The organism is Arenimonas malthae CC-JY-1, from assembly GCF_000747075.1.
GTDB lineage: Bacteria > Pseudomonadota > Gammaproteobacteria > Xanthomonadales > Xanthomonadaceae > Arenimonas > Arenimonas malthae.
The window spans coordinates 1-15,251 of sequence record NZ_AVCH01000206.1; the positions used below are offsets into that span (position 1 = coordinate 1).

16 protein-coding genes and 1 pseudogene are annotated in these 15,251 nt (G+C 71.5%); 6 read left to right on the forward strand and 11 right to left on the reverse strand.

The features are described 5' to 3' along the window. The 5 genes from N790_RS13920 to N790_RS13940 form a co-directional block, all read right to left on the reverse strand. A partial coding sequence (locus tag N790_RS13920; RefSeq protein ID WP_043805217.1) for an efflux RND transporter permease subunit occupies positions 1-2,261 on the reverse strand: 2,261 nt, incomplete at its 3' end. A 119-nt stretch (positions 2,262-2,380) separates the two neighbouring features. Beyond that, positions 2,381-3,190, reverse strand: coding sequence for a LytR/AlgR family response regulator transcription factor (locus tag N790_RS13925; RefSeq protein ID WP_043805219.1), 810 nt, complete (start codon positions 3,188-3,190; stop codon positions 2,381-2,383). Continuing rightward, positions 3,187-4,272, reverse strand: a complete 1,086-nt coding sequence (locus N790_RS13930; protein WP_043805220.1) for a sensor histidine kinase — start codon at positions 4,270-4,272, stop codon at positions 3,187-3,189. The genes N790_RS13925 and N790_RS13930 overlap by 4 nt, the downstream gene beginning before the upstream one ends. A 100-nt stretch (positions 4,273-4,372) precedes the next feature. After that, a complete protein-coding gene (locus tag N790_RS13935; protein WP_043805223.1) occupies positions 4,373-4,945 on the reverse strand; it encodes a TlpA family protein disulfide reductase in 573 nt (190 codons plus the stop codon). Next, entirely contained in the window at positions 4,942-6,219 is a 1,278-nt protein-coding gene (locus N790_RS13940) for a YihY family inner membrane protein (protein WP_043805225.1), read from the reverse strand. Before N790_RS13940 ends, N790_RS13935 begins: the two co-directional genes overlap by 4 nt. Positions 6,220-6,294: 75 nt before the next feature. Between N790_RS13940 and wrbA the strand changes: the two genes are divergently transcribed. From wrbA to N790_RS13955, 3 genes are read left to right on the forward strand one after another with little or no spacing between them, the layout of a single operon-like run. Beyond that, positions 6,295-6,888 carry an NAD(P)H:quinone oxidoreductase gene (gene wrbA / locus N790_RS13945; RefSeq protein WP_043805227.1) on the forward strand — a complete coding sequence of 198 codons (594 nt, stop codon included), beginning with the start codon at positions 6,295-6,297 and terminating at the stop codon, positions 6,886-6,888. Beyond that, positions 6,885-7,250 carry a DUF2069 domain-containing protein gene (locus tag N790_RS13950; protein WP_043805229.1) on the forward strand — a complete coding sequence of 122 codons (366 nt, stop codon included), beginning with the start codon at positions 6,885-6,887 and terminating at the stop codon, positions 7,248-7,250. Before wrbA ends, N790_RS13950 begins: the two co-directional genes overlap by 4 nt. Before the next feature lie 25 nt (positions 7,251-7,275). Further along, the gene (locus N790_RS13955; protein WP_043805230.1) at positions 7,276-7,764 is read left to right on the forward strand and encodes an asparaginase domain-containing protein; all 489 of its coding nucleotides are present in this window, start codon (positions 7,276-7,278) and stop codon (positions 7,762-7,764) included. A gap of 24 nt (positions 7,765-7,788) precedes the next feature. Here the strand turns inward: N790_RS13955 and N790_RS13960 are convergent, their stop codons facing one another. Beyond that, positions 7,789-8,436: a YkvA family protein gene (locus tag N790_RS13960; protein ID WP_084062958.1), complete on the reverse strand. Its 648-nt coding sequence runs from the start codon at positions 8,434-8,436 to the stop codon at positions 7,789-7,791. Between the two features lie 117 nt (positions 8,437-8,553). Here N790_RS13960 and N790_RS13965 point away from each other — a divergent pair, with 117 nt between their 5' ends. Continuing rightward, a complete protein-coding gene (locus N790_RS13965) occupies positions 8,554-9,141 on the forward strand; it encodes a winged helix-turn-helix domain-containing protein (protein ID WP_084062960.1) in 588 nt (195 codons plus the stop codon). Positions 9,142-9,195: 54 nt separating this feature from the next. Here N790_RS13965 and N790_RS16730 read toward each other — a convergent pair whose 3' ends face one another. The 3 genes and pseudogenes from N790_RS16730 to sufT form a co-directional block, all read right to left on the reverse strand. After that, complete coding sequence (locus tag N790_RS16730; RefSeq protein ID WP_245593796.1) at positions 9,196-9,585, reverse strand: proprotein convertase P-domain-containing protein; 390 nt, start codon at positions 9,583-9,585, stop codon at positions 9,196-9,198. After that, positions 9,565-11,331, reverse strand: a pseudogene (locus N790_RS13970) (S8 family peptidase); the annotation flags it as partial. The pseudogene N790_RS13970 and the gene N790_RS16730, both read right to left, overlap by 21 nt. A gap of 318 nt (positions 11,332-11,649) precedes the next feature. Beyond that, positions 11,650-12,204, reverse strand: a complete 555-nt coding sequence (gene sufT / locus N790_RS13975; protein WP_043805235.1) for a putative Fe-S cluster assembly protein SufT — start codon at positions 12,202-12,204, stop codon at positions 11,650-11,652. Positions 12,205-12,265: 61 nt separating this feature from the next. Here sufT and N790_RS13980 point away from each other — a divergent pair, with 61 nt between their 5' ends. Further along, complete coding sequence (locus N790_RS13980) at positions 12,266-12,688, forward strand: hypothetical protein (RefSeq protein WP_052385980.1); 423 nt, start codon at positions 12,266-12,268, stop codon at positions 12,686-12,688. A 16-nt stretch (positions 12,689-12,704) separates the two neighbouring features. Here N790_RS13980 and N790_RS13985 read toward each other — a convergent pair whose 3' ends face one another. After that, entirely contained in the window at positions 12,705-14,093 is a 1,389-nt protein-coding gene (locus N790_RS13985; protein WP_043805236.1) for an NAD(P)(+) transhydrogenase (Re/Si-specific) subunit beta, read from the reverse strand. Next, positions 14,090-14,383 carry an NAD(P) transhydrogenase subunit alpha part 2 gene (locus N790_RS13990; protein WP_043805237.1) on the reverse strand — a complete coding sequence of 98 codons (294 nt, stop codon included), beginning with the start codon at positions 14,381-14,383 and terminating at the stop codon, positions 14,090-14,092. The genes N790_RS13985 and N790_RS13990 overlap by 4 nt, the downstream gene beginning before the upstream one ends. A gap of 141 nt (positions 14,384-14,524) precedes the next feature. On the opposite strand from N790_RS13990, the gene N790_RS13995 reads away from it, so the two are divergent. Then, the gene (locus N790_RS13995; RefSeq protein ID WP_043805239.1) at positions 14,525-15,076 is read left to right on the forward strand and encodes an RNA polymerase sigma factor; all 552 of its coding nucleotides are present in this window, start codon (positions 14,525-14,527) and stop codon (positions 15,074-15,076) included. The last annotated feature ends 175 nt before the right edge of the window (positions 15,077-15,251 follow it).

The window sequence follows — 15,251 nt, forward strand, 5'->3', positions numbered from 1 at the left end:
TCCAGGCCCGCGGCGGGGCCGGCGCGCAGCACGATCGGCAGCCGGCGCTCGCCGTCGAAGTGTTCGCCCAGCCAGGCGCCCTCGCCCAGCACGCGCACCACCGTGCCCAGCTCGGGGCGGCGCCAGCCGGCCTCGGCCAGGCGACGGTCGTCGGGCAACACGCGCAGCTCTTCCGCGGCGCCGTCGGCATTGGGCCAGGCCTGCACGTTGGCGCCCGGGAATTTTTCCGCCAGCAGGCGCCGGCCCTGCTCGGCCGCGGCGTTGAGCGCCTCGCCGTCGCCGTGCTGCAGGTGGATGGCGATGGCGCGGCTGGAGCCGCCGAAACCGCCGAACAGGTTGCCCTCGGCGACGAAGGCGCGGGTGTCGGGCAGGCCCGCCACCACTTCGTCGCGGATGATTTTTTCCAGCTCCCCGATGCGTGATTCGTCCACCACGCGCGCGCCCAGGGTGCCGCCGTTGGGCCAGAGGTTGAGGTACCAGTTGCTCAGCTGCGGCCCGCGCTCGCCCTCCATGAAGGGGCGCATGCGTTCGAGCAGCCGCGGCGCGATCTCGCGGTCCACCGCGGCCGGGCCCATGCCCGGTGGGAAGTTGAACCATACGTCCACGGCGGCGCGTTTCACCGGCGGCAGGTAGTCCACGCGCGGCAGCAGCAGGGCCGAGGCCAGCACCGGCACCAGCACGCCACCCAGCACCCACGCCCACTGCCGGCGCCGGCCGTCGGTGGCGCGCAGGGTCCACGCGGCCAGCCACGAATAGCCGGGATCCGCAGCGGCCGCGCCGGGCCGCAGCAGGCGCCCGGCCGCGGCCGGCAGCACGGTCAGCGCCACCAGCAGCGAGATGCCTACGGCGATGGAGATCGTCAGCGCCAGGTCCGAGAACAGCTGGCCCTCGACGTCACGCATGAAGATCACCGGCACGAACACCGCCACCGTCGTCAGCGTCGAGGCCAGCAGCGCGCCGGCGACCTGGCGCGTGCCCTCGATCGCCGCCTTCGCCGCGCCCAGGCCAGCCTCGCGCAGGCGCACGATGTTCTCGGCCACCACCACCGCCGCGTCCATCACCATGCCCACCGCGAAGGCCAGGCCGGCGAGCGAGATGACGTTGAGGCTTCGGCCGGTGAGCTGGAGCACGATGAAGGTGGCCAGCAGCGAGATCGGGATGGCCGTGGCGATCAGCAGCGTGGCCCGCGCGTCGCGCAGGAACCACCACAGGCAGCCCACCGCCAGCGCCACGCCGGCGAACAGGCTGCCCGACAGCAGGCCGATGGCGCGGTTGATGAAGAGCGAGGCGTCGAAGCTCTGCACGATGTCCAGCCCGCGCGGCGCCAGCTCCTGCCCGCGCACTTCGGCGACCACGCGCTTCACTTCGCCCAGCGTCGCCAGCACGTTGGCGCCGCTCTCGCGCCGGATGCGCAGGCCGATGGCGGGGTTGCCGTTCTGGTAGGCGAAGAAGACCTGCTCCGGGCGCTTCACCGACACCGTGGCGATGTCGCCCAGGCGCACCGGGCGGCCGTCGCGCCAGGCCAGGATCAGCTCGCCCAGCGCCTCCGGCTCGTAGCGCCCGGCGAAGCGCAGGATCACCTGCCGTCGCCCGGCGTCGAAACTGCCGCCCGACACGTCGGTGGCGCGCGCGGCCACTTCGGCCACCTGCGGCAGCGGGATGCCGTAGGCGGCGGCCAGGTCGAGGTCCACCTCGATCGACAGCTCCTCGCCGCCGGCGCCGTTGATGTCCACGCCGGCCACGCCCTCCACCGAGGTGATGCGCGGCACCACGCGGTCCTCGATGAGCCGCCGGTAGTCGTTGATGTCGCCCGGTGTACCGGGCAGCTTCTGCACGAAGAAATAGGTGAGCGACTGGTTGGCGTCGTCCGAACCCAGCGCCACCTGCGGCGGCGTGGCGTCGCGCGGCAGCGGCTGCAGGCGGTTGAGCCGCGCCAGGATCTCGACCAGCGAGGCATCCATGTCGGTGCCCACCGAAAAGGTCAGGTTGATGGCGCTGAAACCGGTGTTGACGTTGGCCTCCATCTGCTCGAGGCCGGGGATGCCTTCGAGCACGGTCTCGATGGGTTCGACGATCTCGGCCTCCATTTCCTGCGGCGACGCCGCGCGCCAGAGCGTGGTCACCGAGGCCTGCGGGCGGTCGATGTCGGGGAACAGCTGCACCGGCAGGTCCAGCAGCGCCAGCAGGCCGAACAAAGCGGCCAGCGCGACGACCACGGCCACGGCGGCGGGGTTGGCGAGCGAGGATTCGGTGAGCTTCATGGCGGCGCCCGGGGCAAGTTCGGCGCCACTGTGCGCGCGCGCCGCGGGCGCATCGCATGACCAAAGTCACGGACCGCGCCGAACCGTGCGACGGCCGCGGCGGGACGTTTCGCCGCGCCTTACTTCAGCAGTTCGAGCCGGTCGCGGTAGCTGCGCGAGAGCTTGATCTCGTGGCCGCAGTCGAGAGTGAGGAACTGCTCGCCGTTGAGGTGCGGGCGCAGCGCCGACACGCGCGCCGCGTTCACCAGCGTCGAGCGGTGCACGCGCGGGAACTGGCGCGGGTCGAGCCGGGCTTCGAGCTCGCGCATGGTGGCGCGCAGCACGAAGGTTTCGGCGTCGGTGTGGATGCACATGTAGTCGCCGGCGGCGTCCACCCAGCGCACGCTGGCCAGCTCCACCCGCACCGTGCGCTGGCCGTCGCGGATGCTGATGCGGTCGCCCACGCCGAGGCGGCGTTCGCCGGCGCCCTGCAGCGCCTCTTCCAGCGTGAGCGCCGGTTTGCCGCTCAGGTCGCCGAGCAGGCGCAGCAGCTGCTCGCAGTGCGCCTGCGCCTCGCGCTTGCCCAGCTGCTCGCGCACGCGGAACAGCGCCTGGTGCAGGCGGCTGTCGTCCACCGGCTTGAGCAGGTAGTCCACCGCGCTCGATTCGAAGGCGCGGATGGCGTAGTGGTCGTAGGCGGTGACGAACACCACCAGCGGCATCTGCGGCGCCGGGATGGCGCGCAGCGTGCCGAAGCCGTCCAGGCCCGGCATCTGCACGTCCAGGAACATCAGGTCGGGTTCGAGCGCGGACACCGCCTTCATCGCCGACAGGCCGTCGCCAGCCTGGCCGACCACCTCGACGTCGGGCTGGTCCGCCAGGCGCAGCTCCAGGCCGCGCCGCGCCAGCGGTTCGTCGTCGACGATCAGGGTGCGGATGCGCCGGTTCATTCGCGCGGCGCCCCGCCCTGCTCGAACGGCAGCGACAGCGTCACCTCGACGCCGCCGCCCGTGCGGTTGCGCACCCGCACCGACTGCGCGTCGCCGTAAAGCACGCGCAGGCGTTCGCGGGTGTTGGCCAGGCCGACGCCGTTGCCGTTGCCCTGGCTGTCGTCGGCGGGCAGGTCCGGGCAGCCGGGACCGTTGTCGCTGACGCCCAGCAGCAGCTGGCCGCCGCGGCGTTCGGCGCTGATCACCAGCCGTCCGCCCTCGACCATGCGCGCGATGGCATGTTTGATCGAATTCTCCACCAGCGGCTGCAGCAGCATGCTCGGCAACAGCGCGGAGTAACACTCGGGCGCGATCTTCGTCTCGACCACCAGGCGTTCGCCGAAGCGCACCTTCTCGATGCCCAGGTAAAGATTCAGCGCGTCCAGCTCCTGCTTCAGCGTCACCCGTTGCATCGGGTCGCTGTCGAGCGAGTGGCGCAGGAAGGCGCTCAGCCCCTGCACCATCTGGTTGGCGACGTCATTCGAGCGGTCGAGCACCAGGGTGGAGATGGCATTGAGCGTGTTGAACAGGAAGTGCGGGTTGAGCTGGTAGCGCAGCATCTTCAGCTGCGCCTGGTGCGCCATGGCCGTGGCGGCCAGGGCCTGGCGGGTCTGCTGCTGCAGCTGCCGGTAGTACTTGATGCCGGTGTACAGGCCGACCCAGCTCAGCACCACGTACAGGTGGCCGGTGGTGTAGGCCACGTAGCCCAGCGTGCTGGCGGGGCGGCAATCGGCGCCGCACCAGTCGATCAGCAGGGAAAGGAACACCACGCCCATCACCGACGACGCCGCCAGCACGCAGGCCGCGGCCACCGCCAGGAAACGCGCCGGCGGCAGGCCCCAGGCCCGGCGCAGCACCTGCCGCACCAGCAGCGTGACCAGGAAGCCGGTGATGGCCACGCCCAGCGGCAGGCGCCAGTAGTCCACGCCCTTGCCGTGGGCCAGCCCGTTCAGGTAGCCCAGGCTGCCGTAGGCGGTCCAGCCGCCCAACTGCAGCCACCAGAACAGGCGGCGGGCGCGGGAGTCTTCGTCGGCGGTGTGCACGCGGGGCGTCCGTGAAGGGATGGCGCCCATGCTAAACCCGCGCGGCGCCTGCGCCGAACGGCCTGGCGCACGCGGCGCACGTCTCGCCGCAGCCGGCCGCTCAGCCGGCGGCCGGCGCGCCGTCGATGGCCTCGGCCAGCTCCTGCGAGGTGATCGGGCCCAGGTACTTCTTGGCCACCGTGCCGTCGGGCGCGATCAGGTAGGTCATGGGCAGGCCGCGCGGGGTTTCGAAATCGGCCGGCGGGTTGTACACGTCGAGGATGGCGATGGGGTAACCGGCCGGATACCGGGCCAGGAACTCGCGCATGGCGTCGGGTTCGATCTCCTCGTAGGCCAGGCCGATCACGCGCACGTCCTCGCGGGCCGCGTCGAAAGCCGTCAGGTCGGGGATTTCCTTCAGGCAGGGCTTGCACCAGGTGGCCCAGAAGTTCACCACGACCCACTGGCCGCGCATCGCGGCGAGGTCGAAGGCGCCGTCGTCCAGGGTTTCCACCACCAGGCTCGGCTGGGCCGGCAGGTCCGAGGCCGGGGCGGCGTCGGTGGCGGGCTCCGCGGCCGGCGCCGCCGGCGTGGCCTCGGTCGGGGGCGCGGCGTCGGCGCTTGCCGGGGCTTCGGCGGCGGGCTGGCAGGCGGCCAGCAGGACCAGCAGCGCGGCGGGGATCAGGGTTTTCATGGCGGGGCAGTGTCCTGTTTCGGTGTGAAGAAACCGCCGACGCTGCTGGCCAGGGGGGCCTGCAGGGGTTGCCGGAGGTGTTCGAGGGCGCGGGTGGCGTCGCGGCCGATGGGGTCGTCGAAGCCGGGCAGGCCTTCCGCCGGGCCGGGCACGCGCAGGCCCAGGCCTTCGTGCAGTTCGCCCAGGGCCACGGTATCGAGGTCGCGGCTGAGCAGCCAGCCGCCGTCTTCGCCGCGGCGCACGATGTTGAGCTCGGACAGTCCGGAGAGCATGCGCTGCAGCAGGTCGTCGGTCAGCATGGGCTCGCTGGACTGGATGTCGGCCAGGTGCAGGCCGCGGCCGTCGCGGCGGGCCTGGTTCATGCGGCCCAGCAGGCGCAGGTAGCCATAGAGCTCCAGCCCCGGCGGCAGGCGCAGGGCGCGCGGCTGGTAGCGGAAGGATGACAGCGAGGCCGCGAAGCTGGCGCCCAGCAGCACCACCACCCAGCTCAGGTAAAGCCAGATCATGAAGATCGGCGCCACCGCGAGCGCGCCGTAGAGCTGCTCGTAGGTCGGCACGCCCAGCAGGTAGGCCGCGAAGCCGCGCTTGGCCAGTTCGAACAGGATCGTCGCGAACAGGCCGCCCGCCAGGGCGAAGCGCAGCGGCACGCGCCGGTGCGGGATCAGCCAGTAGGCCGTGGTGAACACCAGCAGCTCCACCAGGTTGGGCAGGTAGCGCAGCAGTTGCTGGCTCCAGTCCACCGCCACCTCGCCCGACAGCGCCGGCAGCGAGAACAGGTAGGAGGTGACGGCCAGGCTGGCCACCGCCGCCAGGGTGCCCAGGGTCAGCAGCGTCCAGTACACCAGGAAGCGCACCAGCCGCGGCCGCGGCGTCGGCACCCGCCACACGCGGTTGAAGGTGGACTCGATGCTCCACATCGTCAGCAGCAGCGACACCAGCAGCGCGACCACGCCGGTCACGGTGAGCGAGCGGGCGCTGAGGGCGAAGTCGCGCAGGTGGGCCTCCACCACGCGCGCCGAGCTGGGCACGAAGTTGGAGAACACGAAGTTCGAAAGCTGGGCGCTCCATTCGTCGAAGGCCGGCACGACGGTGAGCACGCCGAACACCACCATGCTCAGCGGCACCAGCGAGAACAGCGTGGTGTAGGCCAGGGCGCCGGCGGTTTCGAAGCAGCGGTCGTCGAGGAAGCGCGCCCACAGGAACTGGGCGAAGGCCTGGACGCGTTCGCGGTCCAGCCGGTGCCACCACTGCCTGAGATGTTCTTCCAGTCGCATGCGGCAAGGGTAACAAACGCGGCCTCGACGGAATTATCCGCGATAATCCCCCGTCCCCGCCCGCAAGAGCCCGCCATGCCCGAGATCCTGGTCCTGTACTACAGCCGCGGCGGCTCGGTCGCCCAGCTCGCCCGCCAGGTGGCCCGCGGCATCGAGGAGGTGCCCGGCATGCAGGCCCGCCTGCGCACCGTGCCGCCGGTGGCGCCGGTGACCGAGGCGGCGGCGCCGCCGGTGCCGGAGGCGGGCTCGCCCTACGTGGAAAAGCGCGACCTCGACGAATGCGCCGGCCTGGCGCTGGGCAGCCCCACCCGCTTCGGCAACATGGCCGCGCCGGTGAAGCACTTCATCGACACCTTGGGCGCCGAGTGGGCCTCGGGCACGCTGGTGGGCAAGCCCGCGGCGGTGTTCACCTCCACCGCCACCCAGCACGGCGGCCAGGAATCGACCCTGCTCACCATGATGGTGCCGCTGCTGCACCACGGCATGCTGGTGCTGGGCATTCCTTTCACCGAGGCGGCGCTCAACACCACCCGCAGCGGCGGCACGCCCTACGGCGCCAGCCACGTGGCGGGGGGCTCCGACGACCCTGCCCTCACCGACGATGAGAAGCTGCTCGCGCGCGCCCTGGGCCGCCGCCTGGCCGACGCCGCCCGGAAGCTGCAGGCATGACGCGCGCGGCCCGCGCCACCGCGGTCGCCATCCTGGCGCTGTTCGCGCTGCAGCTGGCCTGGCACGGCTGGCTGGCGCCGCCGGCACGGGTGGCTCCCTGGGCGATGGCCCTGTTCTTCGCGGCGCCGCTGCTGCCAGCCGTGGTGCTGGTGCTGCTGCGGCACCGCCGCGCCGGCTTCTGGGGCGCGCTGGCCGCCCTGCTCTACTTCTGCCACGGCGTGATGGTGGCCTGGGCCACGCCCGGCCTGCCCGGCCTCGCGCTGGCCGAGGCGGCGCTGTCGGCGGTGCTGGTGCTGGCCGCCAGCTGGGACGGCATGCGCGCCCGCTTCGCCGCGCGCCGGGCCCGCGGCGCGAACGTATAATCGCGGCCCCGAGGAGGAGATCCCCATGGACGAACTTCTGGTCGTCACCACCGGCGGCACCATCGACAAGGTGTACTTCGACGACAAGTCCGACTTCCAGGTCGGCGAGCCGCAGATCGGCCGCATCCTGCAGGAACTGGGCGTCGCCTTCCGGTTCACGGTGATCCCGATCATCCGCAAGGACAGCCTGCACATCACCTCGGAAGACCGCGAGCTGCTGCGCGCCACCATCGCCGCGCAGCCGGCCGCGCACGTGCTGGTCACCCACGGCACCGACACCATGGTCGACACCGCGAAAGTGCTGTCCGCCATCCCGGGCAAGACCATCGTGCTCACCGGCGCGCTGAACCCGGCGCGTTTCCGCGGCTCGGACGCCGAGTTCAACATCGGCACCGCGGTCGGCGCGGTGCAGTCGCTGCCGGCCGGCGTTTACATCGCCATGAACGGCCGCATCTGGGACCCGCTCAAGGTCCGCAAGAACGTCGCCGCCAACCGCTTCGAAGCCGCCGGCTGAACCCACGCCGGCCCCACGGGCCGCTCAGTGCACCCGGAACCGGTTCGCGCCCGCCGGCAGGTAGCTGCCCGCCCGCACCGCGCGCTGGTGGGCCCGCAGTTCCGCTTCGGCCTGGCGCGACACCCGCCATTCGTCCCGCGTGAACCGGAAGCGTCCCGGCCGTTCGCCGCGCAGCCCGGCCTCCAGCAGCCGCAGCCGGCAGAAGTCGAGGTAGCCGGCCACCTCCTCGCCGATGCGTGGCCAGGCGCGGTCGATGACGATGGCGTCGTCCAGGCGCCCGACCCGCGGCACCCAATCCGGGATCAGGTCGTCCGGACTGAGCAGGTAGTGCAGGACGGCCTGGACGTCCTTCAGCGGGGCGCCACCGGCCTCCCAGCCCTCGTCCACCGCCAGGCGGGCCAGCGGTTCGGCCCCGGCCAGGCGCAGGCCGATGCAGGGCGGCGGGGCGAGCGGGGCGCCGGGCTCGTCCTCCAGCAGCCTGGCGGCGGTGACGATCTGGTCGCAGGCCAGGGGAACGGCCTGGCCCAGGCTGGCAAGCAGCTCGTTGAACCGGTCGAGCCCCCTCGGGTTGATGCAGCAAGGCCCCACCTGGCGGCGGCGGCCGGGGCTGGCCGGGGGACGGCTGGCCAGCACTTCTGGCAGTGAAGGAAAGGTTTCTGCGTTGGCGTACATACTCGCGGCTCCCAGGACTTGGACAAGGCGCCGGCACCCGGCGCAGGGACAGCCTGCCGCGGAAGCTCCGCCCGGTCATGACGGAAAGCCGAGGCTAGTCGCAGGTTTCCGCCTGGAATGCGAGGTTTCACCGAGGAATCGCCGATGGGGTCAGATCCGACCGCTGGTGAAGGCATCCATGGACCTCCGCGCTACCGCTTCGATGACATCGAGGTGGACGTCGCCGGCCATGTGCTCACGCGCGGCGGCCAGGTCCAGCCGATCGAGCCGAAGGCCTTCTCGGTGCTGGTGGAACTGCTGCGCCACGCCGGCGAGACGGTCGGCCGCGACCAGTTGCTGGACGCCGTCTGGGGCCATCGCCACGTGACGCCCGGCGTGCTTACCCGCGCCATCGCCCAGGCCCGCACCGCGCTGGCCGACGACTCGCACCACCCGCGCTACATCCAGACCCGGCATTCGGTGGGCTACCGCTTCATCGGCCAGCTCGAGCCGCCACCGGGCGACGCCGTCGCCCCCGCTGCCGTGCCTGCCCCGCCGCCCGAGCGGCACGCGGCGTCCGTGGTCGCCGGCATCGTCGCCTCGCCGGACCGGCTCGGCCGCCGCCGTGCGGACCACTGGCGGCACTGGCGGTGGGCCCTGGTGTCGGCCGCGCTGGCCGCCGCCCTGGCCTGGGGCATGCTCCACGCCGGCCTTGGCGCCGGCTGAAAAAAAGACCCCGGCGCAAGGCCGGGGTCAGGGGGTGTTGCTTCGACCGCTGGATCAGAAGGTGATCGACCAGCTGTTGATGTAACCGGTGTCGCCACCGGCGTTGTCGTTGACGCGCAGCTTCCAGGTGCCGTTGAGGGCTTCGCTGGTCAGGTTCTTGGTGAAGGTGCCGACGACGTTGTCGGCGCTGCCACCGCTGCGGTTGTGGATGTTGTAAAGCGTGCCGTCCGGAGCCACCAGGTCCACCTTCAGGTCGCCCTTGTAGGTGTGCACGATGTTGACCGCGATCGAGGCATTGCTCGGGCCATTGCCGCTGCGGCCGGAGACCGTGATCGGGCTGTCCACCGTGCTGTTGTCGCTGATGGCGTAGTCCGCGGTGTTGCTGTAGGTCTGCGGGGTCGTGCCGCCACCGCCGCCGGTGGTGTAGTTGCCCACCAGGCTCACGCCGCTGAAGCTCGAGTAGGCCTTCACGCGCACGTGGTAGGTGCCGGCCGACGGGGCCGCGATGGTGCAGGTCTCGGCGTTGCCGCTCAGGTACGGGCGGCAGACGTACGAGGTGTCGGTCGGCGCGGTGCCGAACTGCACGTACAGGTCCGCGTCACCGGTGCCGCCCGACATGGTGAAGGTCAGGTTGGTGGCGCCGGCCGGCACGGCCATCGTGTAGTTGAGCGAGTTGCCGGTGGTGGCGGCCAGGCCGGTGACCGCGACGCCCTTGGTCAGGGTGCCGCCGGTCGGCGGCGGCGGCGGCGGCGGGGTGCTGCCGCCGGCGGCGTCGACGAGGGCCTTGGCGTTGATGATGCCCGCGCCGCAACCGCCCGAGCAGGCGCCCGCGAGGGCATAGGCGGTGGCCTTGAGCTGGGCCTCGACTTCCGACGGGGTCCACAGGGCCAGGCCCAGGGCGAGGCGGCGGCTCTGCGCCAGCGCCACGGCGCCGGCGACGTGCGGCGAGGCCATCGAGGTGCCGTTGTACGACGCGTAGCTCTCGGTGGTCGGACCGGCGGTGCCGGCGTTGAGGGTCGAAAGGATGTTCGAGCCCGGGGCCGAGACGTCGATCAGCGTGCCGTAGTTGGAGAAGCTGGAACGCGCCGAGGCATTGGTCACCGAGGCAACCGCGACGACGTTGTTGCAGCTCGCCGGCGAGAAGCCGGACACGTTGGCGTTGCTGTTGCCGGCGGCCACCACCACGGTGGTGCCGCGGCTGACGGCGCCGTTGATGGCGTTCTGGGTCAGGGTGTCGCAGCTGCCGCTGCCGCCCAGGGACATGTTGATCACGTCGGCGACGTTGGCGGCCGACAGGGTCGGGACGCCGGAAACGGTGCCGCCCGAGGCCCAGGTGATGGCGTCGGCGATGTCGGAGGTGTAACCGCCGCCCTTGCCGAGCACGCGCACCGGCATGACCTTGGCGCCCCACGCGGTGCCGGCGACGCCCTTGGCATTGTTGGTCACCGCGGCCACGGTGCCGGCCACGTGCGTGCCGTGCCAGCTCGACGGGTAACCGCCGTCGGCGTCGCCCGGGTCGCTGGCGTCGGCGTCGCGGCCGTTGCCGTCACCGCCGACGGTCGCGTCGTTGATGAAGTCGTAACCCGAGACGATGTTGGCGTTGAGGTCGCTGTGGTTGGTGATGCCGGTGTCGAGCACGGCGACGATGATGCCGCTGCCGTTGGCGACGTCCCAGGCCTGGTCGGCGCGGATGCCGGCGTCGGCGTCGTTGTAGCCCCACTGCTGGCTGTAGCTGGTGTCGTTCGGCACCAGGGTGTGCTTCATCAGGCGGTCGACCTGCACGAACTCGACGTTCGGGTTCGCGGCGATCTGCTGCATCAGGGTCTCGGCTTCGGCGCGGCCCAGCTTCTGCGACACCGAGAACACGTCGGCGCCCAGCGACATGCGGCGCATGTGGCGGGCGGCCAGCGGCTTGGCCGACTTGGCGGCGCGCTCGCCGCGCTGCAGGCGGGCGGCCTGGATGGCCTGGTTGGCGCCCACCGCGGCCGTCTCCAGCGCGCGCTGCACGGCGGCCGGGTTCTGCGCTTCCGGCGCGTTGTCGCGGAACTTCACGATGAAGCGGTCGTACTGCTGGCCCGGCTCGAGACCGGCGGTCTGGACCTGGGCGGCGAAGGCGGACGTACCGGCGAAGGCCAGCGAAGTGGCCACGACGATGCCGCGCAGGCGGAGCTTGCGAGTGTTATTGCTCACGGTGGTTGGATCCCCGAAAAAAGATGGTGACAACGAAGGCCGCTGGGCGGCCGTGTTTGCATCCATGCCCCGGGTCCCCTGGAACAACCCCTCCCCGCCGGGCCATCGTTGGCCTCGAATGACTGCGAGGGGGGTTCTACCACCCGGACGTGTGACGCAGTTCACACCCGCGTCACGACCAACCGACGCTAACGTGACGAAAGTCACGGGTCAACGGGGCACACCGGGGTTTTGCCGACCGTTCGTCGGCCAGTCCGGGAATTGGTTAGAGCACCACTACAAAGCGGCGGCCGGGACAGGGCCGCTGCCCGCCGGCGTTCAGAACATGCCGGTCTCGAGGCGCGCGGCGTCCGACATCATGCTCTGGTTCCAGGGCGGGTCGAACACCAGCTCGACGTCGGCTTCGACGATGGTCGGCACCTGCTCGACCTTGTCGCGCACGTCCTGCACCAGGATGTCGCCCATGCCGCAGCCGGGCGCGGTCAGGGTCATGCGGATGGCGACGGTGCGCTCGCCTTCGGCGTTGCGGCCCAGGTCGCAGTCGTACACCAGGCCCAGCTCGACGATGTTGACCGGGATCTCGGGGTCGAAGCAGGTGCGCAGCTGCTCCCAGACCAGCTTCTCCACCTCGGCGTCGCCCGCGCCCTCCGGCAGCACCAGCGGCGCCGGCGCGGTCTTGCCGATGGCGTCGGCGTCCTTGCCGGCGATGCGGAACAGGTTGCCGTCCACGAACACCGTGAACGAGCCACCCAGCGCCTGGGTGATGTAGCCGGTGGTGCCGGCCGGGAGGTTCACTTCCTCGCCCTGCGGCACCATCACGGCCTCGCAGTCGCGCTCGAACTTCACCGGCTCGCTGGTACGGGAATAACTCACTCGGGTATCGCCTGGGAGGAATCGCGGCTATTTTAGCCCGCCCTGCCCCCGGGAAACCGACTTGCAACCAACGGACCGTTCCACCCCCGCGCTGCGATGGCTGCTGCCGGCCCTGGCCTGGGCCGCGGGCGTGCTGGGCATGGTCGCGGCCTGGCTGGCGGTTTCGCTGGCGCTGCGCAGCCCCTCCGGCTGGCTGGCCCTGGTGGCCGCGGCCGACCTGGCCCTGATGCTGCGGCTGGCCGCCATGCCGCCCGGCCGCACGCGGGCGCTGCTGGCCACCGCCGGCACCGCCGTGGCCATCCTGGCCAGCTACTGGATCTATGCGGCCAGCCTGATGGGCATGACCCTCGGCCTGCAGCCCATGGCCTCGGCCCTGCGCCTGGGGCCGGTGCTGGCCGGCGAACTGCTTCGCCACGCCACCACCGGCTGGGACCTAGCCTGGGCGCTGCTGGCCCTGCCGCTGGCCTGGCGCCTGGCCCGCTGAGCTCCGGAAGGCGGGCTCAGTGCCCGCCGTCCACCGCCTTGAGTTCGGCCACCAGCTGCGCCACCGCCGCCGCGCCGTCGCCGTAGAGCATGCGGGTGTTGTCGGCGTAGAAGAGCGCGTTCTCGATGCCGGCGAAGCCGGTGCCCTTGCCGCGCTTGATGACGATGGTGTTCTTCGAGGCCGAGACGTCGAGGATGGGCATGCCGTAGATCGGCGAGGCCGGGTCGGTCTTCGCCACCGGGTTCACCACGTCGTTGGCGCCGATCACCAGCGAGACGTCGGTGGTCGGGAATTCCGGGTTGATGTCGTCCATGTCGGCGATCAGGTCGTAGGGCACGCCCGCCTCGGCCAGCAGCACGTTCATGTGGCCGGGCATGCGGCCCGCCACCGGGTGGATGGCGAACTTCACCTTCACGCCGCGCTTGAGCAGCGCCTGGGTGAGCTCCCAGACCTTGTGCTGCGCCTGCGCCACGGCCATGCCGTAACCCGGCACGATCACCACGCGCTCGGCATAGGCCATCATCGCGGCCACGTCGCCGGCCTCGATGGGCTTCTGCGCGCCGGTGATTTCCTTCGCCTCGCCGCCCGCGCCGAAGCTGCCGAACAGCACGCTGGCGATGGAGCGGTTCATGGCCTTGGCCATCAGCTGGGTGAGCATGGTGCCGGCGGCGCCCACCACCATGCCGGCGATGATCAGCGCCTCGTTCTGCAGCACGTAGCCCTCGAAGGCCACGGCCAGGCCGGTGAGCGCGTTGTAGAGCGAAATCACCACCGGCATGTCGGCGCCGCCGATCGGCAGCGTCATCAGGATGCCCACCGCCAGCGCGGCGACGAAGAAACCGATGATCACCGGCTGCTGCAGGCCGTACACGGCGAGCGCGCCCAGCGCCACCGCCACCAGGAACACCAGGCCGTTGAAGGCCTGCTGGCCGGGGAAGGTGAAACGCTTGTCCAGGCGGCCGTCGAGCTTGGCCCAGGCGATCACCGAACCGGTGAGCGAGACCGAGCCGATCAGCGCACCCACCACGGCCAGCACCAGCGCCGTCTGCGAAGGCGCGACGCCCGCGTCGGAGAACCTGAGCAGTTCCACCGCGCCGATCGCCGCCGCCGAACCGCCGCCCAGGCCGTTGTACAGCGCCACCATCTGCGGCATGTCGGTCATGGCCACGCGTTTGCCCGACCACCAGGCCACCGCCGTGCCAAGCACCACTGCCAGCGCGATGAGCGGTAGGTTGTGCAGGCCCGGCACCGCGAACGTGGCCACCGTGGCCACCACCATGCCGGCGCCGGCCCACTGGATGCCGCTGCGGGCGGTCACCGGCGAGGCCATGCGCTTGATGCCCAGGATGAACAGCAGCGCGGCGGCGAAGTAGCTGGCCTTCACCAGCATCGGCAGCCAGCTCATGCGCCGCCCTCCTTCTTGCTGGACTTGAACATCTCGAGCATGCGCTCGGTCACCACGTAGCCGCCGGCCGCGTTGCCCGCGCCCATCAGCACTGCAATGAAGCCGATGACCTTCTCGAGCGTGGTGTCGGCGTGGCCCAGCACCACCATGGCGCCGACCAGCACGATGCCGTGCACGAAGTTCGAACCCGACATCAGCGGCGTGTGCAGGATCACCGGCACGCGGCCGATGATTTCGTAACCGGTGAAGGCCGCCAGCATGAAGATGTACAGCGCGACGAAACCGTCCATGTCCCCTCCCCGCGCGAAGGCGCGCTCCCGGGGCATCATAACCGCAGCGTGGGCGCCGGCCAGCGGGATCCCGGGCCCGGTCAACCGACCGGGCGGCGATGCGTTATAAGGCGGCATGACCGGCCCCGCCGCCCGCCCCTGATGCCCTTCGACGCCGCCCCCGCCGCGAACGACGCCACGACCCTGGACGCCTTCCTGGCCTCCGTGGAGCGCCGCGGCTTCCGCATGGCCGAGCTGGCGCTGGGCCATCGCGAAGACGCGCTCGACGCCGTGCAGGAGGCCATGATCAGGCTGGTGTCCTACCGCGACCGGCCGCCGGCGGAATGGACGCCGCTGTTCTGGTCCATCCTGCGCCGCCAGGTCACCGACCGGCACCGGCGCAATGCCGTGCGCCGGCGGGTGCTGTCGGTGCTGGGCCGGCCCGGCGAGGAGCGCGACGACCCGCTGGAAATGCTGCCCGACCCGAACGAAGACCCGGCCCGCCGCCACGCCGACGCCGCTGCCTGGTCGGCCCTGGGCAAGGCCCTGCGCGCGCTGCCCCGGCGCCAGCGCGAAGCCTACCTGCTGCGCGAACTGCAGGGCCTGGACACCGCCGCGACCGCCGCCGCCATGGGCTGCTCGGAAGGTTCCGTGAAAACCCACCTGTCGCGGGCGATGGCCGCCCTGCGCATCCAACTGGAGGACTGGCGATGAGCCGCCCCGACCCGATCACCCCGCGTGCGCGCGACCTGTTCGACCGCGCCAGCGACGGCCTCGACCACGGCATGGCCTTCCGCCTGCGCCGCACCCGCCAGGCCGCGCAGCAGCCGGCGCGCGCGATGCCCGGCCATCGCCTGCTGCCGGCCGGCGCCTTCGCCGCCGCCGTGCT